This is a genomic window from Marinimicrobium koreense (assembly GCF_003762925.1).
GTDB lineage: Bacteria > Pseudomonadota > Gammaproteobacteria > Pseudomonadales > Cellvibrionaceae > Marinimicrobium > Marinimicrobium koreense.
This window is the reverse complement of the sequence record NZ_RJUK01000001.1, coordinates 2,356,222-2,381,920: the sequence shown is the minus strand read 5'-3', so window position 1 is coordinate 2,381,920 and position 25,699 is coordinate 2,356,222. Positions and strand designations below refer to the sequence as shown.

20 protein-coding genes are annotated in these 25,699 nt (G+C 61.2%); 8 read left to right on the top strand and 12 right to left on the bottom strand.

Features of this window, described 5'->3' with window-relative positions:
- Window positions 1–23 precede the first annotated feature (23 nt).
- The 8 genes from EDC38_RS10450 to EDC38_RS10415 all read right to left on the bottom strand — a co-directional run bounded on the left by EDC38_RS10450 (window position 24) and on the right by EDC38_RS10415 (window position 9,121).
- On the bottom strand, window positions 24–1,412 hold the full coding sequence (locus EDC38_RS10450; protein WP_123638458.1) for a sigma-54-dependent transcriptional regulator: 1,389 nt from the start codon (window positions 1,410–1,412) through the stop codon (window positions 24–26).
- Window positions 1,405–2,913, bottom strand: coding sequence for a sensor histidine kinase (locus EDC38_RS10445; protein ID WP_123638457.1), 1,509 nt, complete (start codon window positions 2,911–2,913; stop codon window positions 1,405–1,407). The genes EDC38_RS10450 and EDC38_RS10445 overlap by 8 nt, the downstream gene beginning before the upstream one ends.
- Before the next feature lie 44 nt (window positions 2,914–2,957).
- A complete protein-coding gene (metW, locus tag EDC38_RS10440; RefSeq protein ID WP_123638914.1) occupies window positions 2,958–3,563 on the bottom strand; it encodes a methionine biosynthesis protein MetW in 606 nt (201 codons plus the stop codon).
- A gap of 11 nt (window positions 3,564–3,574) precedes the next feature.
- The gene (metX, locus tag EDC38_RS10435; protein WP_123638456.1) at window positions 3,575–4,744 is read right to left on the bottom strand and encodes a homoserine O-succinyltransferase MetX; all 1,170 of its coding nucleotides are present in this window, start codon (window positions 4,742–4,744) and stop codon (window positions 3,575–3,577) included.
- Between the two features lie 80 nt (window positions 4,745–4,824).
- Window positions 4,825–6,810 (bottom strand): dynamin family protein, encoded by a 1,986-nt coding sequence (locus tag EDC38_RS10430; protein WP_123638455.1) that lies wholly within the window; start codon window positions 6,808–6,810, stop codon window positions 4,825–4,827.
- 142 nt (window positions 6,811–6,952) lie between these two features.
- Complete coding sequence (locus EDC38_RS10425; protein ID WP_024461436.1) at window positions 6,953–7,543, bottom strand: YggT family protein; 591 nt, start codon at window positions 7,541–7,543, stop codon at window positions 6,953–6,955.
- Between the two features lie 41 nt (window positions 7,544–7,584).
- The gene (gene proC, locus EDC38_RS10420) at window positions 7,585–8,412 is read right to left on the bottom strand and encodes a pyrroline-5-carboxylate reductase (RefSeq protein WP_123638454.1); all 828 of its coding nucleotides are present in this window, start codon (window positions 8,410–8,412) and stop codon (window positions 7,585–7,587) included.
- Window positions 8,413–8,434: 22 nt separating this feature from the next.
- Window positions 8,435–9,121 carry a YggS family pyridoxal phosphate-dependent enzyme gene (locus tag EDC38_RS10415; RefSeq protein WP_123638453.1) on the bottom strand — a complete coding sequence of 229 codons (687 nt, stop codon included), beginning with the start codon at window positions 9,119–9,121 and terminating at the stop codon, window positions 8,435–8,437.
- Window positions 9,122–9,216: 95 nt separating this feature from the next.
- On the opposite strand from EDC38_RS10415, the gene EDC38_RS10410 reads away from it, so the two are divergent.
- Both EDC38_RS10410 and EDC38_RS10405 read left to right on the top strand, forming a co-directional pair.
- Complete coding sequence (locus tag EDC38_RS10410; RefSeq protein ID WP_024461433.1) at window positions 9,217–10,251, top strand: type IV pilus twitching motility protein PilT; 1,035 nt, start codon at window positions 9,217–9,219, stop codon at window positions 10,249–10,251.
- A gap of 19 nt (window positions 10,252–10,270) precedes the next feature.
- The gene (locus tag EDC38_RS10405) at window positions 10,271–11,416 is read left to right on the top strand and encodes a PilT/PilU family type 4a pilus ATPase (protein ID WP_123638452.1); all 1,146 of its coding nucleotides are present in this window, start codon (window positions 10,271–10,273) and stop codon (window positions 11,414–11,416) included.
- 46 nt (window positions 11,417–11,462) lie between these two features.
- On the opposite strand, the gene ruvX is transcribed toward EDC38_RS10405, so the two are convergent.
- Genes ruvX through gshB form a run of 4 tightly spaced genes read right to left on the bottom strand, consistent with a single transcriptional unit; the run spans window position 11,463 to window position 14,409 of the window.
- Complete coding sequence (gene ruvX, locus EDC38_RS10400) at window positions 11,463–11,867, bottom strand: Holliday junction resolvase RuvX (RefSeq protein ID WP_211331069.1); 405 nt, start codon at window positions 11,865–11,867, stop codon at window positions 11,463–11,465.
- A gap of 1 nt (window position 11,868) precedes the next feature.
- Complete coding sequence (locus tag EDC38_RS10395) at window positions 11,869–12,462, bottom strand: YqgE/AlgH family protein (RefSeq protein ID WP_211331068.1); 594 nt, start codon at window positions 12,460–12,462, stop codon at window positions 11,869–11,871.
- Between the two features lie 59 nt (window positions 12,463–12,521).
- On the bottom strand, window positions 12,522–13,427 hold the full coding sequence (locus EDC38_RS10390) for an energy transducer TonB (protein ID WP_123638451.1): 906 nt from the start codon (window positions 13,425–13,427) through the stop codon (window positions 12,522–12,524).
- A 34-nt stretch (window positions 13,428–13,461) separates the two neighbouring features.
- Window positions 13,462–14,409 carry a glutathione synthase gene (gene gshB, locus EDC38_RS10385; protein ID WP_123638450.1) on the bottom strand — a complete coding sequence of 316 codons (948 nt, stop codon included), beginning with the start codon at window positions 14,407–14,409 and terminating at the stop codon, window positions 13,462–13,464.
- 404 nt (window positions 14,410–14,813) lie between these two features.
- On the opposite strand from gshB, the gene pilG reads away from it, so the two are divergent.
- The 6 genes from pilG to EDC38_RS10355 all read left to right on the top strand — a co-directional run bounded on the left by pilG (window position 14,814) and on the right by EDC38_RS10355 (window position 25,698).
- A complete protein-coding gene (pilG, locus tag EDC38_RS10380) occupies window positions 14,814–15,209 on the top strand; it encodes a twitching motility response regulator PilG (protein WP_024461427.1) in 396 nt (131 codons plus the stop codon).
- A 105-nt stretch (window positions 15,210–15,314) separates the two neighbouring features.
- Window positions 15,315–15,677, top strand: coding sequence for a twitching motility response regulator PilH (pilH, locus tag EDC38_RS10375; protein WP_024461426.1), 363 nt, complete (start codon window positions 15,315–15,317; stop codon window positions 15,675–15,677).
- A 36-nt stretch (window positions 15,678–15,713) separates the two neighbouring features.
- Window positions 15,714–16,256: a chemotaxis protein CheW gene (locus EDC38_RS10370; protein ID WP_024461425.1), complete on the top strand. Its 543-nt coding sequence runs from the start codon at window positions 15,714–15,716 to the stop codon at window positions 16,254–16,256.
- A 111-nt stretch (window positions 16,257–16,367) separates the two neighbouring features.
- The gene (locus tag EDC38_RS10365) at window positions 16,368–18,632 is read left to right on the top strand and encodes a methyl-accepting chemotaxis protein (RefSeq protein ID WP_123638449.1); all 2,265 of its coding nucleotides are present in this window, start codon (window positions 16,368–16,370) and stop codon (window positions 18,630–18,632) included.
- Between the two features lie 58 nt (window positions 18,633–18,690).
- Entirely contained in the window at window positions 18,691–19,554 is an 864-nt protein-coding gene (locus EDC38_RS10360; protein ID WP_024461423.1) for a CheR family methyltransferase, read from the top strand.
- 12 nt (window positions 19,555–19,566) lie between these two features.
- On the top strand, window positions 19,567–25,698 hold the full coding sequence (locus EDC38_RS10355) for an Hpt domain-containing protein (protein ID WP_123638448.1): 6,132 nt from the start codon (window positions 19,567–19,569) through the stop codon (window positions 25,696–25,698).
- The last annotated feature ends 1 nt before the right edge of the window (window position 25,699 follow it).

Genomic DNA, 25,699 nt, shown 5'->3' with positions numbered 1-25,699 from the left:
GCAAGCTGCTCAGAGAGGCAAATTCACGCGTCGGTTTCCAGCCAGCGGTAGAGGGTGCGGCGACCGATGTTGAGAATATCGGCGGCGCGCTTTTTGTTGCCGTCCACCTGATCGAGCACATAGTGGATGTAACTGCGCTCCACTGCATCCAGCGACACCAGCTCGCCCTCGCCGGTGGGGGGCTGCCAAGAGTCGCCGGAGGCGGGCTCCGGGGTTGGCGTGGCCTGGTGAATCCGCTCGGGCAGGTGTTCGGGCCCGATCAGGCGCTCCGAGCAGAAAGTGACCGCACGTTCGATGATATTGGACAGCTCGCGCACATTGCCCGGGAAGGGGTAGCGCTTGAGCAGGTTGAGCGCCTCGCCACTCAGGCTGTCCACCGGTTGCTGACGGCGCTGGTTGAACTGGTGCACCATGTGCGCGATAAGCCGCTCCAGGTCATCGCCGCGTTGGCGCAGTGGCGGCACTTCGATGGTGAAGGTTTCCAGCCGGTAGTAGAGATCCTCCCGAAAGCGCCCCTCGCTGACCTCATCGGGCAGCTCCCGGTTGGTGGCGGCGATGATGCGCACGTTCAGGTCCTGTTCGGTGTTGCTGCCCACTGGCCGCACCCGACCGTCCTGCAGTACCCGCAGCAGGCTCGATTGCATCTCCATGGGCATTTCGCCGATCTCATCGAGCATCAGGGTGCCGCCGTCGGCGGCAGCGAACAGGCCGCGCCGGGCCTTGCTGGCGCCGGTAAAGGCGCCGGCGGCATGGCCGAACAGTTCACTTTCCAGCAGGTTGGCGGCAATGCCGCCGCAGTTGAGCGCAATGAATGGGCCATCCCGACGATCGCTTTCCCGGTGAATGGCGCGGGCTACCAGCTCCTTGCCCACGCCACTCTCTCCGGTCACCAGCACCGGGCCGCCGGCCTGGGCTACCTGCTGTATCTGGGTGAACAGTTGGCGCATGCGCGGGCTGCGCCCGATCATGCCGTGAAACTCGCCCTGATCCAGCAGGCGCCGATAGTAGCTCAGCTCCTGCTCCAACTGTTGGCGCTGTAGAGTGCGGGTGATGGACAGGGTGAAGTGGTCCAGGTCCAGGGGTTTGGTCAGAAAGTCATCGGCGCCGCGTTTGAGGGCATCCACCGCCTGATCGATGGTGCCAAAGGCGGTGATGGCGATAAAACTCGGGCGGACGGGCAACTGACGCAACTCTTCGAGCAGGTCCAGACCGTTGCCATCGGGCAGATGCAGGTCGCTGACCACCAGTTTGGGCGCCTCCTCGCTCAGCCACTGCCGGGCGCTGGCCAGATCCCCCTTGCCGGCACAGCGGTGACCGGCATCGGTGAGCTCTTCCAGCAACAATTGACGCAAGTCCGGGTCATCCTCGATCACCAGAATGTCCACGGGAGCGGCACTGGGGGCGTCAGGCATTGGGAGTTACCTCAGGTGCGTTCAGGGCGGACGGCGAGTCGGCCGGGGGCTGAAAGGGGATGGTCAGATCAAAGCGGGCCCCGCCGAGCTCGCTGGTGCCGATGTCGATACGGCCACCGTGCTCGGTGACCACGGCGTTGACCACTGCCAGCCCGAGCCCGGTGCCGACCCCCACTGGCTTGGTGGTGACAAAGGGTTCGAGCAGCTGTTCGCGTATCGAGGGGTCGATGCCCGGGCCGTTGTCCTCCACCACGAGCTGCACGGCGTCGGCCGTGCAGTGCCAACTCAGCCGGACGAGGCCGTTGGGGGTGGCCTGCACGGCGTTGCGCAGCAGGTTGATCAGTGCCTGCTCCAGGCGCAGGCGATCGGCATTGAGTGCGGGGCAGGGGGCCTCGGACGCCTGAACCTGGATGTCGACCACCTGTTTGCGACGCTCCTCTTCCACCTGCTGCAGGGAGGATTGCATCAGATCGGTCAAGCGGACTTCCCGGTGCTCGGGGGTCACCGGGCGGGCAAAATCCATCAGCTGGCGGATGATCCGCTCCATGCGCTGCAGCTGCTGGCGGATGTCCTGCAGGGTTTTGGCATCCTCGGGGGTTGCTCGGCGCAGGGCGCGCTGGGCCTTACCGTCGGCCACGCTCAAGGGGGTGCCCAACTCGTGCGCGACCCCAGCGGCAAAACGTCCGATGGCGGCCAGTTTTTCGGCTTGGTGTAGCTGGTGTTTGAGTTGGTATTCCCGTTCCCGACGAGTGGTGATTTCCCGCTCGGAGGCGACGATGCTGTCGAGCATCCGATTGATGCCTTCGGACAGGAAGCGCAGCTCGGTGGGGCCCTCGGTATCCAGGCGATGGTCCCGGCGGCCGCTGGCGACGGTGGCCATACCGCTCCCCATGGACTGGATGTGGCGACCAATGGCGCGTTGATAGCCGATCCACACCAGAATCAGCACCAGCAGGGCCGAACCGGCCAGAATGCTGATCGCCCGGGTACGGAAGGCGCGAATCTGTTGGACGAAGTCGCTGCCTCGCCGGGTGACCTGGAGTAACCCGTGGATCCGCCCCCCACTGTCGGTCAGGGGCATGAAGTAGGAAAATACCGCCTCACCACCGATTTCCTCAAAGGCGCTCTGCTCGCTGCCCCGGGAGGCGAGGCTGGCGGCCTCAATGTCCTGTACCTGTACGTTGCTCGGGCCCTGGGCGGTGATGCGGTTGCCCTGCTCGTCGTAGACATAGACGCCGTACACCCGACCGATATCCCCCGCCGAGGTCACGGTTCGACGCAGGGTTTCCTCGTGGCCATTTTCCAGTGCGTAGCTCAGGGGGCGGCGAATGGAGCGGGCGATCAGCTCGATTTCCTCCTCCATATCGGTTTCCGCTGTCTGCTCCAGTTGGCGCAGGCTGAAGCCGGCGGTGGTGATCATGATCAACAGAAAGGGCGCGAGCACAAACGCCAGCAGCGCGGTGCGGATGTTGTACAGACCGAAGGGCTGTCGCAATCCCATGGAGGCTGACTCCCGGTTTGGGGGTGGCTGAAGCGAAGACCGGTCTACTGACCGGCCCGGTCACCGAGGCGCAGGTGGTAAATCGCGGTCTCGCCAAACAGGTTGGGCGATACATCCTTGAGAAAGTTCGGCGACGCTTCGTTGACCACCTGGCGGTGCAGCACGGTGATGCCTTTGTCCCGGCAGAGCACCTCGAAATCCCGGAAGGTGCAGAAATGGATGTTGGGGGTATCGTACCACTCGAAGGGCAGCAGGTCGGACACCGGCATGCGGCCACGCACCGCCAGGTGCCAACGGGCTTTCCAGTGGCCAAAGTTGGGGAAGGTGACGATGCACTCCTTGCCCACCCGGAGCATTTCATCCAGCACTTTATGGGGGTAGTGCATGGTCTGGATGGCCTGAGCCATGATCACGGTATCGAAGCTCTGGTCGGCGAAATTGCCCAGGCCGTCATCCAGGTTCTGCTCAATGACGTTCAGGCCCTTGTCGATGCAGGCGTTGATCTGGTCGGCGCCGATCTCCAGGCCGTAGCCGGAGGTGTTCTTGGTCTCCTGCAGATATTTGAGCAGGGTGCCGTCGCCGCAGCCCAGGTCGAGAATGCGGCTGCCCTCGGCAATCCAGTGCTGAATTTCGGTCTGGTCGAGTCGCATGGGGGCTCCGTTCATGCCTTGGCCTCCTGACGCTGCGCGTCCCGGGCCACGCCCGCCATATAGCGGGTGAAGGCCTCCCGGTAGCGTTCGCTGGGCAGCAGGAAGGCATCGTGGCCGTAGGGCGAATCAATGGCAGTGTAGGTGACCGGCTGGCGGGCGCCGAGCAGGGCGTCGACAATTTCCCGGGAGCGCTGAGGCGAGAAGCGCCAGTCGCTGCTGAAGGACACCACAAAAAACCGGCAGCGGGCCTCGGCAAAAGCCTGGACCGGATTGTCGTCGTATTCCCGGGCCAGGTCGAAGTAATCCAGCGCCCGGGTAATCAGAATATAGCTGTTGGCATCGAAGTTATTGGCAAAGCTGTCGCCCTGGTAGCGCAGATAGCTCTCCACCTGAAACTCCACCGGATCGTGCTGACCGCGCACAAAGCTGCCGCTGCGCAATTCCCGACCGAATTTCTCGCCCATGGCGTGATCGGACAGATAGGTGATATGGCCAATCATACGCGCCACCGCCAGCCCGCTGCGGGGCAGGGTGTTGTGCTCCAGATAGCGCCCGTCAAGGAAGTTCGGGTCGGACATGATCGCCTGCCGGGCGGTTTCGTTGAAGGCAATGTTCTGGGCGCTCAGCTTCATTGCCGAGGCGATCACTACCGCGTGACCCAATCGGTCCGGATACTCCAGAGCCCAGCGCATCACCTGCATGCCGCCGAGACTACCGCCGACGATGGCGGCCCAGCGTTCAATGCCCAGCGCATCGGATAAACGGGCCTGACTCTCGACCCAGTCACGTACCCGCAGCATGGGAAAATCCGGTCCCCAGGGCTTGCCGGTGGCCGGGTTGGTGCTGCGCGGGCCGGTGGAGCCGCTGCAGCCGCCGAGGTTGTTGGGGCAGACCACAAAAAACTTGTTGGTGTCGATGGCTTTGCCCGGGCCGATGTAGTTGTCCCACCAGCCGGGTTTGCGATCGTCCATGCTGTGGTAGCCGGCGGCGTGATGGTTGCCGGACAGGGCGTGACAGATCAGTACCGCATTGGAGCGGTCGTCGTTGAGGGTGCCATAGGTCTCGTACACCAGCTCGTAGCGCTCGAGCGTGGTGCCACAGGCCAGCGTGAGCGGCTCAGTGAACTCCAGAGTCTGGGGGGTGACCAGACCCACCGAGTCGTCGGGCAGGGTGTCGGGCATTGGCAATCTCAGTCCTGGATGGAGAGTAAACCCGCAAGTCTAAGGTTGCGCCGGGAATGCTGCAAGCGATGCGGTCCGGATCAGGGGGCGGTCTGAGCCGCCCGGGGGCGGTGCAGGGGAACCACCGTGGCCTGATGCTCCGGTTGATTCATGGCGGGTTGGGTCTGCTCGCGCACCGCCTGGAGGTCTGCCAGGGCGCGCTCCATCTGGTCGATATTGTCGCGCAGGGTGCTCACCTGCTGAGCCTGGTCCTGTTGTTCCCGGCGCATGCGGGTCAGGCGCAACATATGGTGTTCGAGCAACTGCCGTTGATACTGGTTACGCTGAAACAGCGGCACCAGGGCCTGTTTCAGCCAGTGATCAATGATGTTGTAGAGCTGATGCCATAGCGTCCGGGCCTCCTGGACGAGGGTGCTGACAAAACGCTGAATCAGTGGCCCCTTGAGGCTCAACAGACTGTCCAGCGAGGCGCGGAACTGGTCGGCCTGATGGTGCAGTTGGCGCAACTGCCGGCGTTGGTCCGCGAGGTCCAGCCGGTAGTTGGCTGGGGTCTGGTCGGCGTCAATGGCATGCTCGGGGCGCTGGTAAATGGAGTCCAGTACCCGGTTGGTACGCTCCACTTCTCGCTCCAGGTGGCCCATCTGGTGGTCCAGCCAATCGAACAGGTGTGCCATGGAGCGGGACAACCCCAGGGTGGTCCAGCTGTTGGTCAGTTTCTGGTGGGTGTGGTCGATTTCCCGGGCCAGCCGCTCCGGGCTGATGACCTGGATGAGGGACGGTCGCTGCTTGTCCAGCAGCATCTGACTGGTGCGCAGCGACAGTGACTGTTTGTGGTACTGGCGATGTTTCTGGCGGATGGCCTCGCGCCGCTCGTTGAGCAGGGCATCGCTCTGCGCCCGATCGCCGGTGCGTATCAGCAACAGCTCCTGTTGGGCGTCTGCGATCCGGCCCTTGAGGCTGTGGTAGACGTTGTCGATCATGCTCTGGCTGTCGGTGATCAGGCGTTGGCCGGCCAGTTGCTGACGACTGCGGGCCACTGTCTCCCCGAGGGCCTTTTCCAGGTGACCAAAACCGCTGCGCTCAAGACGCTCGGCGTCGTCGCGGGCGCGGGCCAGCAGTGCCTGCTTGGCCGACAGGGGTAGGACCTGTTCGGGCTCCAGGGCCAATTGGCGGGCGGTCAGTTGGCGGAGTTGCTCCACCGCCTGAGCCACCTGCTCCGGTGGCTGGAGATCATCCCACAGGCTGTCGACTTTGTTGAGCAGGGTAAGCACGGCGCTGCCGCGCTGCTGGCGAAGCCCCTGAATATGATCGCGCCACAGGGTCATGTCGCTGGCGGTCAGACCGGCGTCAGCCGACAGCAGAAACACTATGGCCTGGGCCTGGGGCAACACCTTGAGGGTCAGTTCGGGTTCGTTGCCCAGGGCGTTGAGCCCCGGGGTGTCGATGATCCGCAGGCCGCGGCGCAACAGCGGATGATCAAGGCTGATCATGGCGTGGCGCCAGCGAGGGATGGCTACCTGTCCCTGGTCGTTGCGCTCACTGCTCTCATCGGGACAGAAGCCGAGTGCCCGGGCCTCATCGTCGCTGACCCAGTGGCTGGCGGAGACCTGATCGAGGGTGGCGCGCAGCGTTTCCGGTGTCTTGGGGTCCAGGGGCAGGGTCACCCAGTTGCGGGGAATCCGTTTGAAACGCTCCAGGCTGGCCTGGCTGCGTCGGGTCTCGATGGGCAGCAGGCGCAGGCAGTTGGGCCGGTCCGGATCGCAGTATATTTCGGTGGGGCACATGGTGGTGCGGCCCGGGTGGGAGGGCAGAATCCGCTGTTTGCGCTCGTCCATCAACAGGGCGTTGATCAGCTCGGTTTTACCCCGGGAGAACTCCCCGACGCATACCAGGGTGAAGTCATTGCTGCCCAGTAACTGGCGGGCCTGAACCAGGCACTGACGCACCTCATCGCTGACCAGGCCGTGGGTCTGGACCCAGTGTTCAAAGCGACGCAGCCGCTGGCTCAAATCCTGACGCCAGAGGTGGTAGTGACTCATGTGACGGTACAGCGCTCGGGTGTCCATAGTGGCCCTGTGTCCTGAGTGGTTTTGAGCGATGGTGTTATGGGCCGGTATTGGACTACGTCCGGGCACTCGATACCAAGGAAATTTGGTCTGAGCGGCCGATCGCGCGGACAAGCGGTTGTCCGCAGCGATAGCCGGGAGCTTACATTCCGATGACCAGGCCTCCGGGCATGCCCACACTCTGCCCCAGAGCCGGCACCAGGTATCGATTGAGGATGTGCAGGACCATGAAAGCGAAAATCGGAGTGATATCGATGCCGCCGAGCGGGGGAATCAGTTTCTGGAAGGGGGCCATGACCGGAGCCACCAACTGGCGCACCAGAATCAGTGCCGGATGCTGACTGAAGGGGGCGACCCAGCTGGCGATGATGGAGATGATCAGGCACCAGAAGTAGATCGACAGGACCACAGACAGAAGACCGATGGCGGACCAGGCGATGGTGTAGAGCGGGTTGAGAAAGCCGAGACCGGCGATGACCAGCACCAGCTGGATCAATAACCACTGAACCGCCAGCGCTAATACCAGCGCCGCCAGATCAACGCCGAAAAAACCGGGAATCACCTTGCGCAGGGGCATCAACAGCGGGTTGGTGGCCTTGGCGACGAACTGGGAAATGGGGTTGTAAAAGTCCGCCCGCACCATCTGGAACAGGAAACGCAGGATCACCAGCATCAGGTACAGCGAGCCCAGGGTGCGAATGATGTAAATGGCAATTTCAGCCGAGGTGGACATGGTGTTTCCTCTTGTCGGTCGGGTTCCGCGGTGCGGGTCGGTTACTGTCCCAGGGCCTTGGCCAGGCTGACCGAGCGCTCGGCGCAGGCGGTCATGGCGCGCTGGAAGGTGTCGCGCAGGCCGTCTCGTTCGAATGATTCAATGGCGGCTTCGGTGGTGCCGCCCGGTGACATGACCCGACGGCGCAGCTCGTCCACACCCACATCGCTGGTGCGGGCCAGGGTGGCGGCGCCCAGGGCGGTCTGCAGAGTCAGTTCAGTGGCGGCCTCCCGGGTCAATCCCTGCTGAACGCCGGCGTCGATCATGGCCTCCATGACCAGGAAAAAGTAGGCGGGGCCGGAGCCTGAGACGGCGGTCACCGCATCCATCAACGGCTCATCGTCCAGCCACTGGACCGTTCCGACGGCCCCCATAATCTGCTCCGCCTGCTCGCGTTGAGCGCCGCTGGTATGGCGGTTCGCATGCAGGCCGCTGGCTCCGGTTTTGACCAGGGCCGGTGTGTTGGGCATGCAGCGCACGATCGCCTGGTCCTCGCCCAGCCAGCGACTCAGGCTGGCCCCGTCAATACCGGCGGCGATGGAAATCAGCAGCGGATGGTGGGCCAGGCTCGGCCGCAGGGCTTCGGTGACGGTTTTCATCACCTGGGGTTTGACCGCGAGCACCACCACCTCGGCCCATTCGGCCACCGCGGCGTTGTCGCCCGTGCCGATACCGAAATCGCGGCTGAGCTGCTCCAGGGCGTCGTGGTTCAGGTCACTGGCCCGGATGCGCTCGGCGGGGTAGCCTTCCTGCACCAGGCCGCCAATGATGCTGCGGGCCATATTGCCGGCGCCGATAAAGGCCAGCTGGGGGTGTTGGGTGTTGCTCATAGTCATTCCTGTTGGTTCGGTATTAGCTTCGAGGGCCAAAAATATCGGTGCCGACCCGTACCAGGGTGGCGCCCTCGGCGACCGCCGCTTCGAGGTCCGCGGACATGCCCATGGACAGGGTATCCAGCGCGAGCCCCTGGGCCCGCAGGTCCTCCAGTGCCTGCCGCAGTCGAGCCAGGCTGGCACGCTGGGCCGCCTGCTCCTCCCTTGGAGCTGGAATCGCCATCAGGCCTCGCAGGCTCAGATTGGGTAGCTGGCTGACTTTCAAGGCCAGCTCGGGCAGTGCTTGCAGGCTGACTCCGGCCTTGCTGTCTTCCGCATCGAGGTTCACCTGCAGGCAGATATTCAGGTGGCCGAGCTGGGCGGGACGCTGGTCGTTCAGGCGCTGGGCAATCTTGAGCCGATCCACACTGTGCACCCAATCAAAATGCTCGGCGATATCCCGGGTCTTGTTGGACTGAATCGGGCCGATAAAATGCCACTCTATGTCGGGTAAGTGCGCCAGGGCCTCCTGCTTGGGCAGCGCCTCCTGCAGGTAGTTTTCCCCGAAGCGGCGCTGTCCCGCCTGGTAAGCGGCTTCCAGCGCCTCGGCGGGCTGGGTTTTGCTGACTGCGACCAGCTTCACAAACTGGGGGTGACGACCGGCGGCTTCGGCGGCCGCAGTCAGGCGGGCGGTGACATTGTGGAGCTTCTCGTCTATCTTTGGCATATCTGTCCCGGTGGGGGTTGTTGGCCTGAGCGCTCTTTTCCCGCCCGGCCCCTCAGTGGCCACTGAAACCACAGAAACACAAATAAGGTAGCAGTATGGATATTACGGAACTTCTGGCCTTCAGCGCTAAACAGGGCGCTTCAGACTTGCACCTCTCCGCGGGCCTGCCCCCCATGATCCGGGTGGACGGCGATGTACGGCGGATCAACCTGCCTCCGATGGAGCACAAGCAGGTGCATAGTTTGATCTACGAAATAATGAATGACAAGCAGCGCAAGGACTTTGAAGAATTCCTGGAAACCGACTTCTCCTTTGAGGTGCCCGGCGTGGCCCGTTTCCGGGTGAACGCCTTCAATCAGAACCGCGGTGCCGGCGCGGTGTTCCGGACCATTCCTTCCAAAGTGTTGACCATGGAAGAGCTCGGTATGGGCAGTGTGTTCCGCGATATCTGTGCGGTGCCCCGGGGGCTGGTGTTGGTGACCGGCCCGACCGGTTCGGGTAAGTCCACCACGCTGGCAGCGATGATGGACTACATCAACGACAACAAATACGAACACATCCTGACCATTGAGGACCCGATCGAATTTGTCCACGAGAGCAAGAAGTGCCTGGTCAACCAGCGCGAAGTGCACCGGGACACTCACGGCTTCTCGGAAGCGCTTCGCTCGGCGCTGCGGGAAGACCCGGACATCATTCTGGTGGGCGAACTTCGGGACCTGGAAACCATCCGCCTGGCACTGACCGCGGCGGAAACCGGTCACCTGGTATTCGGCACCCTGCACACCACCTCGGCGGCCAAGACCATTGACCGGGTGGTGGATGTGTTCCCGGCCAACGAGAAGGCCATGGTCCGTTCCATGTTGTCCGAGTCGTTGCAGGCAGTCATTTCCCAGACGCTGCTCAAGAAAAACGGCGGCGGCCGGGTGGCGGCCCACGAAATCATGCGGGGTACCTCCGCCATCCGCAACCTGATCCGTGAAGACAAGGTGGCGCAGATGTACTCGGCCATTCAGACCGGTGCTTCCCTGGGCATGCAGACCATGGACCAGTGCCTGGCCGATCTGGTGGCGCGTCGGTTGGTCAATCGCGACGTGGCCCGGGAAAAAGCCAAGATGCCGGAAAACTTCTAGATAATTACGGGACACCGCTATGGATTTTGATCGCTTATTGTCGCTGATGGTCGAGAAAGGGGCCTCAGATCTTTTTATTACCGCCGGCGTTCCGCCGTCGATCAAGGTGAATGGCAAGCTGGTTCCGGCCACCGCCTCGCCGCTGCCTCCGGAGAAAGCTCGGGAGGTAGTGTTGGGGGTAATGAACGAGAAGCAGCGCCGGGAATTTCTCGAGCAGAAAGAGCTCAACTTTGCTATCAGCGCCCGGGGTATCGGCCGCTTCCGGGCGAGCGCGTTCTATCAACGCAACCTGGCGGGTATGGTACTGCGCCGCATTGAAACCACCATTCCGGAAATCGATGACCTGGGCCTGCCGGACATCATCAAGGATCTGGCCATGACCAAACGGGGGCTGATCCTGTTTGTGGGGGCGACCGGCACCGGTAAGTCAACCTCGCTTGCCTCGATGATCGGTCACCGCAATCGCAACAGCAAAGGCCATATCATTTCCATCGAAGACCCGATCGAATTCATTCATCAACACCAGGGCTGCATCATCACCCAGCGGGAAGTGGGCATTGATACCGAGTCCTTCGAGACCGCGCTGAAGAACACTCTGCGTCAGGCGCCGGACGTGATTCTGATTGGTGAGGTCCGTACCCGGGAAACCATGGAGCACGCCATTGCCTTCGCCGAAACCGGCCACCTGTGCCTGGCGACCCTGCACGCCAACAATGCCAACCAGGCACTGGACCGGATCATTCACTTTTTTCCGGCGGACCGGCACCGGCAGTTGTGGATGGACCTGTCCCTGAATCTGCGCGGCATCGTGGCTCAGCAATTGATCCCGACACCGGATGGTCAGGGCCGTCGGGCTTGCCTCGAGGTGCTGCTGAATACGCCGCTGGCGTCGGATCTGATTCGCAAAGGGGAGGTCAGTGAGCTCAAGGAGCTGATGAAAAAGTCCACCGAACTGGGTATGCAGACTTTCGATCAGGCGCTGTACGAGCTTTATGACGCCGGGGAAATCACCTACGAGGACGCCCTGGCCCATGCCGATTCGCCCAACGATCTGCGGTTGTTGATCAAGCTCGGCTCGGAAACGGATGCCACTTATCTGTCCCATGCCGCCGACGAGCTGTCGATTGAAGACGACGGCTCCGAAGATCGGGGACGGGTGTTTTAAGCACCCGGTAACGGTTTAAGAGGCCCGTAGCGGTTTAGAAAGCCTTCTAGCGGTTTAAAAAGGTTTCCACGATCAGGCGCGCGGCGATGGAGTCCACGGGGTTTTTGCCATAATCCCGGGATCCGCCGCGGGCCATGACCTCGCCTTTGGCTTCGAAGCTCGACAGGCGCTCGTCGACCATTTCCACCGCCACACCAAACCGACCGTGAATCCGGTTGGCAAATTTTCGTGCCCGGGCGGACAGCTCGCTTTCGGTGCCATCCATATTCAGCGGCAAACCCACCAGTACCAGCTCCGGTTGCCACTCCCGGAGCAGGGCTTCCACTTCGGACCAGTCGGGTACGCCATCGCGGGCTCTCAACGGGGGCTGTGACGTGGCGGTGCCGGTCAGCGTCTGGCCGGTGGCCGTCCCGATATTCTTCAGGCCGTAATCGAAACCCAGTAACTGCACGTCAGGCGTGGCCGGCGGTGGCGGAAATCAGGTTGAGGTCGAACCCCAGATGGTTCGCGGCGGCGGCCCAGCGTTGTTCGCTGGGCGTGTGGAACAGGATGTGGCGGTCGGCGGGCATGGTCAGCCAGGCGTTAGCGGCAATTTCGTCCTCCAGCTGTCCAGCTTCCCAGCCGGCATAGCCGAGAGCGATGATGAAGTTCTCGGGTCCGCGCCCCTCGGCCAGGGCCTCGAGGATGTCTCTGGAGGCGCTGAGGCTGACATCGTCGGCCACCGAGAGGGTCGACTGCCAGCGGCTGGTATCGTTGTGGACCACAAAGCCGCGCTCTACCTGAACCGGGCCTCCGGCCAGCACAGTGCGGTCGCCGAGGCGCTGCTCATCCCCCAGCTCCAATTGGCTGAAGATATCGCCCAGCGTCAGGGGCATGGCGTTATTGAGTACCAGCCCCATGGCGCCCTCGTCGCTGTGCTCACAGATGTAGGTGATGCTGTGCGCGAAGTTGCGATCGAGCATGCCGGGCATGGCGATCAGGAAGTGGTCGCGCAGGCTGCCGGCGGTCAGGGCTTTTTCAGTGTCTGCAGGGCTTTTTTCGTTCATACCTGAATTATGGGGGAAACCACTGGGAAAACAAGCGCGCGGACCAAGAAAATCTGCGGCTAGTCCGCGGAGGTTGAAAGCCCGGCGATCTCGAAATTCCAGGTGCGGATGATTTCCAGGCGATCGTATTCCTGACGAATTTCCGGTGGGAAACTGCTGAAGGGGGCGGCGAGGTGCACGATCTGCACCGCGGCCTGGTCCAGTAATCGGTGGCCGGAGGAGTGCAGCACTTCGACCTCGTGAATGGTGCCATCCGGGTTGATGGCGACGGACAGGCGCAGGCTGCCGGTGATCCGGCGGTTAAGCGCTTCCTGGGGGTAGTGGCGGTTGCCGGTGCGCTCGATCTTTTGCCCCCACTCGTGCAGGTAGCGCGCGTCGAAGGCAGCGCGGGTGGCGACCGAGGTGAGGCGCCGGATGCGCGGACGCTTGGCATACTCCTGGCGCTGACGGTCCAACTTGGCCTGCAGACTGGCAATTTCCTGGCTCAGCATCGGCTGCTCTTCAACCTGGCCTTCGCGCTGTTCCTGCTGCTCCTGAGGGTCGGCATCTTCCGGGCTGGGCTGCTGGCGCTCCGCTCGGCTGGTGGTGGTCACAACGGCGTCATCCCGTCGCTCTCGGGCGGTGCTGGCCTGAACCTGTGGGGTGGGGTTGATGTCCCGCACCTGGGTGTCGGCAAACTCCGCTTCCTGCTCGGTGGTGAGCTGGCGTGCCTGCTCTTCGGTGCCGCTGGCCTGTTGGTTGTGCTGTGCCAGGTAATCCGCCTCTTCCGGAGCCCGACTATCCTGGTGGTTGGCCAGGGTCACATCCAGAGTGGGAGCGGCCTGACCGCGCTCGGGCAGGGTGAAAGACACCCCGAAGATCAGAAGCGCATGGACGGCCAGGGCCAGAAACAGGGTAAAGCTCAGCCGATCACCCGTATCCACGGTGTTGTCGGGGAGCGTGTCCTCGGGGCGGTTTTGACTCATAGTAATGGTACGGCAGCTCGTTCAGCAGTAGCGATCAGGGCAGGCGTCGCTCAATAGCGTCCATCAGTCGGGCCCCGATCCGGGTGTCAAACGCCTTGTCAATCTCCCGCACGCAGGTCGGGCTGGTGACATTGATCTCGGTCAGGTAGTCGCCGATGACGTCCAGTCCGACAAAGAGTAACCCTTTTTCCCTGAGCGTGGGTGCGACCTGCGCCACAATCCAGCGATCCCGGTCGGTCAGGGGTTGGGCGACGCCCCGCCCGCCGGCGGCCAGGTTGCCCCGGGTTTCGCCGCTCGCTGGGATTCGCGCCAGGCTGTAGGGCACGGCTTCGCCGTCAACCACCAGAATGCGCTTGTCGCCTTCGGTGATAGCTGGCAGGTAGCGCTGAGCCATCACCATCTGGGTGCCAAAATCGGTGAGGGTCTCCAGAATCACACTGACGTTGGGATCATCGGCTTTGCAGCGGAAAATACGGCTGCCTCCCATGCCATCCAGAGGCTTGAAAATGACGTCTTCCTGATCCCGGTGGAATTGGCGCAGCCGCGCCGGGTCCCGGCTCACGATCAGTGGCGGGCAGCACTGGGGGAATTGGGTGGCGAAGATCTTCTCGTTACAGTCACGCAGGCTCTGAGGGTCGTTGACCACCAGGCTACCCTCGCGCTGGGCGGCTTCCAGAATGTAGGTGCTGTAGGTGAACTCGTTATCAAAGGGCGGATCCTTGCGCATCAGCAAGACATCCAGCTCCCCCAGGGGGTGGTCTTGCCGGGGCCCGAGCTCAAACCAGTGGGTCTCGTCGTCCATTACCAGCAGCGGTCGGGTGCTTGCACGAGCCTGTCCCTTGTCCAGGTAGAGATCGGACTGCTCCATGTAATGAAGGTCCCAGCCGCGCTCCTGGGCCGCCAGCAGCAGGGCCAAGGTGGTGTCCTTATAGAAGGTAATCTGGTCGATGGGGTCCATGATCACGCCGAGAGAGAGGGTCATACAAACGTTTTCCGGATGAGAGTGGGAGGGGTGGCCTTGTTGCCGCCTGCCGTTTTGCGCGCTAAAGTTAAGCCCTCGGGCGGTAGAACGCAAGCTCGGCCGCTGAATGTCACAGTATTGGTTAGGGCGCGGGCTGTCGCCAAAATAAGACTAAAGCATAATAAATCGGGTTCACTAACGAAAATCTTATATATTCAGTTGGTTATAGATATACCTTAAAAACTGTGTTAAAAGTTCGTTTTAACTGTACCACCTGCTCACGTGAAGCGCTTATCCCGGCTGGCGGGTGCAATGTGTGACTTGCGTCACAAAAACGTGGCAAACATAACAATGACTGCAGTGCTGAACCGTCCGATAGCCTCGGGCGTATAGGCGATGCGGCAACGAGGCTAAGGTCAGAAAGTATGGACGTAAGTTTGGAAAGCCTGAAAGTCATGGTGATCGACGACAGTAAAACGATCCGTCGAACCGCCGAAACCCTGCTCAAAAAAGCCGGCTGCACGGTGGTGACAGCGACGGATGGTTTTGACGCTCTGGCCAAAATCGCCGACACCCGCCCGGATATCATTTTCGTTGACATCATGATGCCGCGTCTTGATGGCTATCAGACCTGCGCACTGATCAAAAATAACAGCGACTTCAAGCGCACCCCGGTGATTATGCTATCCAGTAAGGACGGTCTGTTCGACAAGGCCAAAGGCCGCATTGTCGGTTCGGATCAGTACCTGACCAAGCCATTCAGCAAAAGCGAGCTGCTGGGCGCCATCGAAGCACATGTGAAGCAAGCAGAAGCGTCTTGAGTATATGGCGCAACAGATGCGCTGACGATCTCGGGCGAGGCAGCGCCATCGCCTGAATAACGACAACAATGTAATTTATAACTGACTGATCAATTTGGGGATACTATGGCCAGAGTACTTATCATCGACGACTCTCCCACCGAAATTTACAAATTGAGCTCCATGCTGGAAAAGCAGGGTCACGAAGCCCTGACGGCAGAAACCGGTGAGGCCGGTATCTCCCTGGCCAAGAAAGAGCTGCCCGATGTGGTATTGATGGATATTGTCATGCCCGGCTTGAACGGATTCCAGGCCACCCGCCAGCTCACCAAAGCACCGGAAACCGCTCATATTCCGGTTATTATCGTGACCACCAAAGATCAGCAGACCGACCGGGTCTGGGGAATGCGCCAAGGCGCTCGGGACTTTCTGGTCAAGCCGGTGACCGCGGAGACCCTCAACGCCGCCATCGCCAAAGTGACTCAGTAAGAAGGATGACCGGACACAACGAGACAGGCGGTAACCATGTCTGATTCCCAGACAGCCTTTGACTCCCTGGTAGACTTGGCCCAACGCAGTCGCAGTGCGGCGCGGGGTCTGCCGGCACAACTCGATATCCGCCCCCACTGGAGTGGCATCGGGTTCATGTTGATGGGGCAGCGCTTTGCCGTACCGATGGGCGAAATTTCGGAAATGCTGGAGATCCCACCTTATACCCACCTTCCCGGCGTTCAGTCCTGGGTGCGCGGTGTCGCCAACGTTCGCGGCCGCTTGCTGCCGCTGTTTGATCTCGCAGCATTCTTCGGGGCCCAACTGAGCGGAGGGCGCAAGCAGCGGCGGGTGTTGGTGCTGGAGACCGAGGCGCTGTACAGCGGGCTGATGGTGGATCAGGTATTTGGCATGCAGCATTTCCCCACGGATGAATATCAGGCCGAGTCCGGCCCCGTCGATGCGGTTATCCAGCCCTTCACCGAGGGCAGCTTTGAACATAACGGACAGCGCTGGACCGTCTTTCGCCCGGCGTTTCTGGCGCAGGATCCGCGCTTTATCAATGCCGCCCGCAGCTAGTTGACCGGGGGCGGTCATCAGGGTTGTCCGAGGTCAATGAGTCCCGGTCGATCATAATTATCACAATCAGGAACAACAATAAGGCGTCACGTCACCTTCAGGAGTGCTTACATGAAAACCGAGTCCAGAAACCTGTTTGCCAACGTCCGGGCGAACCCGGCGATGGTTGTACTGGTGGTCTTGCTGATCGGCTTTCTGGTTTTGATCCCCGTCACCTACGTCATGGTGCAGCAGGGCTTGGAACGAGACCAGGAATACCTGCAGCAGGCCGCTGAATTGCGCGCCCAGTCCTACCGTCTGACGGCCCTGTCACGGGACGCCATTGAAGGTGATGAAGAAGCGTTTGATGAGCTGGGGCAGGTCGTCTCGACCATGGGGGCCACGTGGGACTCTTTGCGCTCCAGTGATCCGCGCACCCGCTCGCAGTTGAGCCGCGAGTTCAACGCCTACGCTCAAGTCTGGAACAGTGTGCAGGAAGACGCCAACACCATTCTGACCAACCGCGATACCATCGTCTTCCTGAACGAGGTGGGTCGGACCCTGAACGACTCGCTGCCGGAGCTTCAGGCGGAGCACAACAATATCGTGGAAATTCTGCTCGAGAATGACGCACCGCCGGAGCAGGTGTCCCAGGCGCAGATGCAGAGCTGGCGTGCCGAGCGTATCGGTCGAAATGTGGACAAAATGCTCCGTGGTGACGCCGACGCCTCGCGCGCGGCGGATCAGTTCAACCTGGATGCCAACATCTACGGTCGGGTACTGACGGCGATGCAGGAAGGTGATGTGGCCATGCGCATCACTCAGATTACCGACGAAGAGGCGCAGGAGTCGCTGACCGAAATTGCCTCGTTGTTTGATTTTGTTAACAGCTCGATTCAGGAAATTTTCGAAGGTTCGCCCGCCCTGCTTGATGCGTTACAGGCCAACGAAGCGCTGCTCGACAGCACCCCAATGCTGCTTGAAACGGTTTCCGATATTTCGGACCGGATTGCCGAGCAGGCACCGCTGCGCCAGCCCAACAACCTGACCATTCTGGCCCTGGCCATTGCGGCGGCCTTGTGCTTGGCGGTCATCGGTATTCTGCTGCTGCGCAGCACCCGCCGTCGTCTGAGTGAAACCGCCGAAACCAACGAACGGAACCAGAACGCGATTCTGCGACTGCTGGACGAACTGGCCGACCTGGCCGACGGTGACCTGACCACCACCGCCACGGTAACCGAAGACTTTACCGGCGCGATTGCCGACTCGATCAACTTCACGATTGACCAGCTGCGTATTCTGGTGGCCCGAATCAACGAAACGGCGGTGAACGTATCCGCCGCGGCCCAGGAAACCCAGCAGACCGCTCTGCACCTGGCCGAAGCCTCCGAGCACCAGGCCCAGGAAATCGCCGGCGCCTCGGCGGCGGTAAACGAGATGGCGGTGACTATTGATCAGGTATCCGCCAACGCCGCCGAATCGGCCGCGGTAGCGGAGCGAGCGGTATCCATTGCGACCAACGGCGCCAAGGTGGTACAGAACACCATCAACGGCATGGACACCATTCGTGAGCAGATTCAGGATACCTCGAAGCGGATCAAGCGACTGGGTGAATCCTCCCAGGAGATTGGTGACATCGTATCGTTGATTAACGACATTGCCGACCAGACCAACATTCTGGCTTTGAACGCGGCGATTCAGGCCTCTATGGCCGGTGACGCGGGCCGCGGCTTCGCGGTGGTTGCGGACGAAGTGCAGCGACTGGCGGAACGTTCAGCCGCTGCTACCAAGCAGATTGAAGCCCTGGTTAAAACCATTCAGAACGATACCAACGAAGCGGTTATCTCGATGGAGCAGACCACTTCGGAAGTGGTCCGCGGTGCTCGCCTGGCGCAGGACGCCGGTGTGGCTCTGGAAGAGATTGAGACGGTATCCAACAACCTGGCGGAATTGATCCAGAACATTTCGAACGCTGCCCGTCAGCAGGCCTCTTCGGCCGGCCACATCTCCAACACGATGAACGTGATTCAGGAAATTACCACCCAGACCTCCGCCGGTACCAGCGCGACTGCCCAGTCGATTGGTAATCTGGCTGAGATGGCGCTGGATCTGCGCGAATCGGTGGCCGGCTTCAAACTGCCGGAGGAAGAGTCGGACGAAGCGCCCATCGGGTATCGCGAAAGTGCACCGGCGGCCCAGAGCGATGACGATGCGTTTGCAGATCTGAACGATGAGGCGGACAGCATTGAGAGCTTCGACTTCCCGGAAGAAGGTGAAAGCCTGGCAGACGTCGATGAATCCGACGTTATCGAACTGGATGATCAGGTGTTGCCGGAGGATGAGGGCGACACGGATGACCGTCACGAGAAGCCCCGTTCCGATCGCGAACTGGTGTAATCACTAGCACCGCCCGGTCGTGTCCCGGGCGGTGGCACTCAAGGCCTAGAGAAACCTTATGGTTTGGTCCCTGCAAGCGCCGACTGACTTGTCCGAAAGCCAGTTTGTTCAATGGAGCAAACTGCTGGAGGAGCGCACGGGTATTCAACTGTCGACTCAGCAGAAAACCCTGCTGCAGTCGCAGGTGGCCATCCGTATGCGTGAGTTGGGCTGTGAGGATTACAATCAGTACTTTCACGATGTCACGGACGGCCTGACCGGCCTGATGGAATGGTCCGTTCTGGTGGACCGGCTTACGGTCAAAGAAACTAGTTTTTTTCGGCACCGTCCCTCCCTTGAATACGTACGCCGGTTTCTGCAACACCGGATCGACAATCGCCAGTTGGACAATAGCTTCGATATCTGGAGCGTGGGCTGTGCCAGTGGTGAGGAACCCTACTCATTGGCGATGGTCGCCAATGACTGTTTCGAGCTGGCCAACCTCGCCCCCTATTACGGCATTACCGCCACAGACATCAGCCAGTCGGCACTCAATCAGGCCCGTCGGGCGCGTTACCCACAGCGTAAGCTTGAGCCACTGTACCCCGAGGAAGTTCAGCGTTATCTGACGCGAACGGATGACGGGCAATTCGAGGTGGCCGGAAAGTTGCGCGATCGTGTCTGTTTCAGTCAGGGCAATATCACCCGCATCCGGACCATGCCCGTGATCAAAATGGACGTCATTTTCTGTCAGAACCTGCTGGTCTATTTTCGTCGCTGGTTGCGTCGGGATATCCTCAACGCGTTTGCGGACCGCCTCAAACCGGGCGGCGTGTTGATTATCGGACTGGGGGAAGCCGTGGACTGGGAACACCCGGAACTGCGCCGCGTGGTAGGCGATGAAGTGCAAGCCTATGTTCGCGAAGAGCGACAAAAACAATGAGGAATGCTCCGCATGTCAGACAGCCGTAACTTTGCTGCCTTGGATTGGGTGGTTCATGAAATTACCGACACCCTGAAAGAGGCTCGCGATGCTCTGGAATCCTACGTGGAGAATCCAAAGGATGAGGCGCGCCTGCGTTTTTGCCTGACTCACATCCATCAGGTGCACGGCAGCCTGCAGATGGTGGAATTCTACGGGGCGGCCATGATGGCTGAGGAGATGGAAAACCTCGCTCAGGCCATGATCAATGACAGCGTCGCCAACACTGCCGAAGCTCAGGAAGTGTTGATGCGGGCCATCCTGCAGTTTCCGATCTATCTCGAAAAGGTCAAAACCTCCCGTCGTGACAACCCGGTTATTGTCCTGCCGCTACTCAATGATCTGCGCGCGGTGCGGGGCGAAAGCCTGCTGACCGAGACCAAACTGTTCAGCCCCTATCTTGGCCCCGCCCGGGAAGTGTCCGGCGAGCGCCTGCCGCTGTTGGCCAACGACGCCCAATTCAAAGATACCGTGCGCAAACTGCGCCAGATGTATCAGTATGCGGCCGCGGGGTTTATCCGGGGCGTCAATCCGGATGAAAATCTGGCTTACCTGAAAAAGGTGTTTGAGCGGCTGCACAAACTGACCCGGGGGACCCCCCGCCAGTCGCTCTGGCATATCGGCCTGGCGCTGGTGGAAGCGCTGGAGATGGATGCCATCGAGTCCAGTGTCTCGATCAAAAACCTGCTGCGGCAGCTGGACCGGGAACTCAAACAACTGCTCGCCCACGGAACCAAAGTGTTGGCTGCCCCGGCGGATGACCAGCTGCTTAAAAACCTGTTGTACTACGTGGCCCGATCGGGCAAGCACTCGCCGGGCTTTGCCAGTGGCTCCCATTTGCAGGTGATTTACGACCGCTACGAGCTTGAGCGCGCATTGCCGGAAGGCCGTGAGAGCGGTGAAGACGGCGATGCGGCGCAGGACCTGTTGTCCGCCCCGGATGCGGAGGCCATGAGTTCGGTGGTCACCGCACTGAAAGGTGAGCTGGACGCGGTCAAAGAGGCGCTGGATGTCACCCTGTCGGATATGGATCGGAAGCAGGCGCTGGAAGAGGCGCTGCCCGTCATCAAGCGCGTGGCCGACACCATGGCGGTGCTCGGCATTGGTGACTTACGCAAGCAGGTGCTCGAGCAGGGCGCGGCGATTGAGCTGGTCGTGAATTCTGATAGCGACCTGGGCGATGATCAGTTGATGGCGCTGGCCGGTAAGGTACTGGATATTGAGTACGGGCTGGACTCTCTGGTGGCCAACGCCGGTCGGGACGCTAACCCGGCACGGGAACAGGCGGATCTCAACCTCTCCCGCGCGCAGGAATCGGTGTTGCGTGAATCACGTAGTGGCCTGGAGCAAGCCAAGGATGCCATTGTCGAGTACATTGCCTCCCAGTGGGATCGTTCGCACCTTCAGCCGGTACCTGTGACCCTGCGCGAAATTCGCGGTGGCCTGGACATGATTCCCCTGCCCCGACCGGCCCGGATTATTGGCGCCTGTGCACGGTTTGTGGAAGAGCAATTGCTTGAGGGAGAGGTCACCCCCGAATGGAATCGGCTGGACACCCTGGCCGATGCCATTACCAGCGTTGAATACTACCTGGAACGCTTCAATAGCGAGCACGCCGAGGAAAACGACCTGTTGTTGGGGGTTGCCGAAGAGAGCGTGGCCCAACTGGGTTACGCCGTGACGCCTTCCCAGTCGCTCCAGCAGGCGGCCAAGGCCGCAGCCGAAAAAGACGCCCCGGTGGTTGAGGAGTCGCCCGAAGACGATTCCGACATCGAGTTGGCGGCAGAGGAAGACACCGCCGCTCTGAGCGCCGCCTATGAATCGGCGATTGGCGCCGGAGAAAGCAATGACCCGGAGACGCTGCTGGACGAGCCGGAGGATGCATCGCCAGAAGAAGACTGGTCCACAGACCCGTCGTCTCCGGATGACACCTCAGACGGTTATTCGGTCGATGCTCTGGAGGCCGAAGTGGCCGCCGCCGATGCCAGCGAGCCGGAGCCCGAAGCCAATAGTGTCGATGCCTCGGCCTCGGCCTCGGACGACGATGACGAACACGAAGTTGATGAAGAAATCCTGGAAATCTTCATCGAGGAGGCCGGCGAGGTCAGTGACGCGATTGCCGAACACTTCCCCCGTTGGGCCCAGAATTTTGCCGACCAGGAATCTCTGACCGAATTCCGGCGCGCTTTCCATACCCTGAAGGGCAGTGGCCGTATGGTTGGGGCGACCGATATTGGCGAGCTCGCCTGGGCGATCGAGAACATGCTCAACCGCGTGCTGGACGGCACCATCCAGCCCGGTGATCATCACGTCGCCGTTATCGAGAAAGTCCGCAGCCTGCTGCCGGACATGATCGAGGCATTCCGCACCGGTCAGCCGAACCCCCATCCGAGCCTTACGGAGGCGTGCGAGCAGTACGCGGCGGCCCTGTCAAAAGGTGAGGAGCCCAGTGTTTCTATCGGCGAGCCGACGACACCGGCGAAGGAGAGCGTAGACCCCTACGCGGAACTGCTGGATCAGCCCGCCAGTGCTGAGTCGATTGAACGGCCCCAGGGGGCAGAGCAGGACGATGATGACGACCGTGACACCCAGCTGTGGGAAATTTTTGGCGTGGAGGCGCTGACCCACCTGCAGGTCGTGGATCACTACATCCAGGAAATGGAAGACGTTTCGCCGCTGTTTACCCCGCCGAGCGATGCCACTCAGCGGGCGCTGCATACCCTCAAGGGTAGCGCCCATATGGCCAACATTACTCCGATTGCGGAGTTGGCCACGCCGCTGGAGCGGTTTGTCAAAGAGCTGCGCACCTACCAAGTGAATATCAACGAGGATATTCTGCAGCTGCTGCGTGACGCGGTGGACTACACGACCCACGCCCTGGCCGATATCGAGCAGGGCCAACCGGTGGAAATTCCCCGTCTGGGGCAGTTCCAGGCACGGGTCGCCGAACTTCGAGAGATCTTTGTAGCGCCGCTTGTGCGGCAGCAGGAAGCCCAGGCCGAAGGTCAGAAAGCGATTGATCCCGAGCTGTTGGCGATTTTCATGGCCGAGGAAATGAATCTGCTGCTCGATGCGGATCAAACCATCGAGAACTGGCGCCAGCACCCCGAAGATCTCGCACAGCTTGAGCCGCTGCAGACCGAACTGGCCACCCTGACCAATGGCGCGCTTCACGCCAACCTGCCGCCCATGGCGGAGTTGGGCGACAAGCTGCACCGGATCTACGCCGGCATTCAGCAGGGGCATATTCCCTGCGACGACGCCCTGTGCCAGCAGCTTATTGACGCGCATATGGCACTGCTGGATCTGGTGGATGCCGTTGCGGTCGGACAGAACCTCGAACCGGCCCCCGACGCCGTTCAGGCCCCTCTGGATCGCCTGCTGGAAAACCTGCCGCCCGACGACGCCACCGATGCCCCGCCAGAGGCAACCAGCGTTGATGAAGAGCCTTCAACCGCTGGCGAAGAAGTCTCCGCGATTGCAGAAGAGCCGGCAGCGATCGATGAGGAACCTTCAGCGCACAATGAAGAGCCCTCAGCGGTTGCTGAAATGCCCTCAGCGGATAGCGAAAATGCCTCAGCATTTGCGGAAGACTCTTCAGCCGCTGTAGAAGAGTCTCCAGCGGTCGAAGAAGAACCCTCAGAGCCCGCTGCGCCGGCGGTGGAGTCGACGCAGGATCAGGCGGCTGATGCCGACGACGATGAGGTGGACGAGGAAATCCTGGAAATCTTCCTGGAAGAAGCTGATGACCTCATGGAAGATATCGACCGCGCACTGACCGAGTGGCAGGAAGACTGGAGCAATCCGGATCTGCCCGAAGAACTCAAACGCTCTCTGCATACCCTGAAGGGCGGTGCTCGACTGTCCGGTATTACCGACGTGGGCGATCTGGCCCACGATTTCGAGACCCTGCTCATCGGTATGCGCGAGCGCGACACCATTGACCGGGCCTTCTTCCAGCGTCTGACTGACTTCCAGGATAAGATTCACGCCGGGGTCGCCCGGGTGCGCTCGCAGATGGCCGGTGATGCCCCCGACGAGGCGGTCGAGCCGCCTCCGCCCAGCGCCACCGCGCCTCAGTCCGGTGGCCCGGTTCCGGTCACCCGGGACCCGGAAACGGGCAATGTGGTGCCGTTCACACCCAAGCCCAAACCCGGCAATACCGCCACATCGGCTCCGGTACCGCCCAGCGGTGGCGCCATCAGTGCGTCCGGGGGCGGCAATGGCGGCGCCCAGGTTCAGCATCTGGCGGCCCGTCGCAGTGGTCCTCAGGAAGTGGTCCGGGTGTCCGCCGAGTTGTTGGAAGAGCTGGTTAACCTGGCCGGTGAAACCTCCATTACCCGGGGTCGCATCGAGGAGCAGGTGGGTGATCTGGGACTGGCCATCGATGAAATGGACTCGACCATTGTGCGTCTGCAGGAGCAGTTGCGCCGCCTCGATATCGAAACCGAAGCCCAGGTGATTTTCCGTCAGGAGCAGATGGAAGCGCACGAGGAATTCGACCCGCTGGAAATGGACCGCTACTCCCAGTTACAGCAGTTGTCGCGTTCGCTGATGGAGTCCGCCTCGGATCTGCTCGACCTGAAAAACACCCTATCGGACAAAAATCGCGATACCGAAACCCTGTTGCTCCAGCAGTCACGGATCAATACCGATCTGCAGGAAGGGCTGATGCGCTCGCGCATGGTGCCTTTCTCCCGGCTGGTGCCGCGCCTGCGCCGGATTGTCCGTCAGGCGGCGACCGAGCTGGGCAAGGATGTGGAATTCGAGCTGGATAATGTCGAGGGTGAACTGGACCGCTCGGTACTGGAGCGGATGGTGGCGCCTCTTGAGCACATGTTGCGCAACGCCGTGGACCACGGTATCGAAACCGCCGACGAACGCACCGCGGCGGGCAAGCCTGCGGCGGGGCGGATCATGCTCAGTCTGGCCCGCGAGGGCGGCGATGTGGTGTTGCGCCTGGCCGACGATGGCCGGGGTATTAACCTCGAGCGGGTGCGCGCCAAAGCCGTCGAGCGCGGCCTGATGACCGAGGGTGCCCAGCTCAGTGACCGGGATATCATGCAGTTCATTCTCCATGCCGGTTTCAGTACTGCCGACAAGGTCACCCAGATATCCGGCCGTGGGGTCGGTATGGATGTGGTCCACTCCGAGATCAAACAGCTCGGTGGCTCCATGTTCATCAACTCTGAATCCGGTCACGGGTCGGAGTTTATCGTCCGCCTGCCGTTCACCGTGTCGGTTAACCGCGCCCTCATGATCCAGATTGGCGACGACTACTACGCGGTTCCGCTCAACACTATCGAGGGTATTGTGCGCGTCAGCCCCTTTGAGCTGGAGCACTACTACTCCGATGAGAGTGCGCGCTTCGAATACGCGGGTGAGGAGTATCAGGTCCGTTATCTGGGCACCATGCTCGACAGCGATGCCCGTCCGAAGCTCGATGGTCAGTCTCTGCCACTGCCGGTGGTGCTGGTACGCAGCGCCGAGCATACCGTGGCACTGCAGGTCGATCGCCTGCTGGGCAGCAGTGAAATTGTGGTGAAAACCCTGGGCATGCAGTTCAGTTCGGTCAGCGGGGTGTCCGGCGCCACGGTCATGGGTGACGGTAGCGTGGTGGTGATTCTCGATCCCCACGCCCTCATGCGTGAAAAACTGGCGCTGGGTATGCCCAATGCGACCTTGTTGGAGCCAGCCGAGACGCCCTACGGACGCGATGATGAACAGGAAAAAGTGGTCATGGTGGTGGATGATTCCGTGACCGTGCGCAAAGTCACCGGCCGCTTCCTGGAGCGCGAGGGCTTCCGGGTCATTACCGCCAAAGATGGTGCCGAAGCACTGCTTACGCTCCAGGACCATATCCCGGATGTCATGCTGCTGGATATCGAAATGCCGCGCATGGACGGCTTCGAAGTGGCCAGCAATATGCGCAGTAGCTCGAGGCTGAAGGACATCCCGATCATCATGATTACCTCCCGTACCGGGGAAAAACACCGGGAGCGGGCCTTCAATATCGGTGTGGACAAATACATGGGCAAGCCCTACCAGGAAGAGCTGCTGCTCAATAACATCCGCGAGCTTCTGGAAACAGCGCAGGCGCATTGAT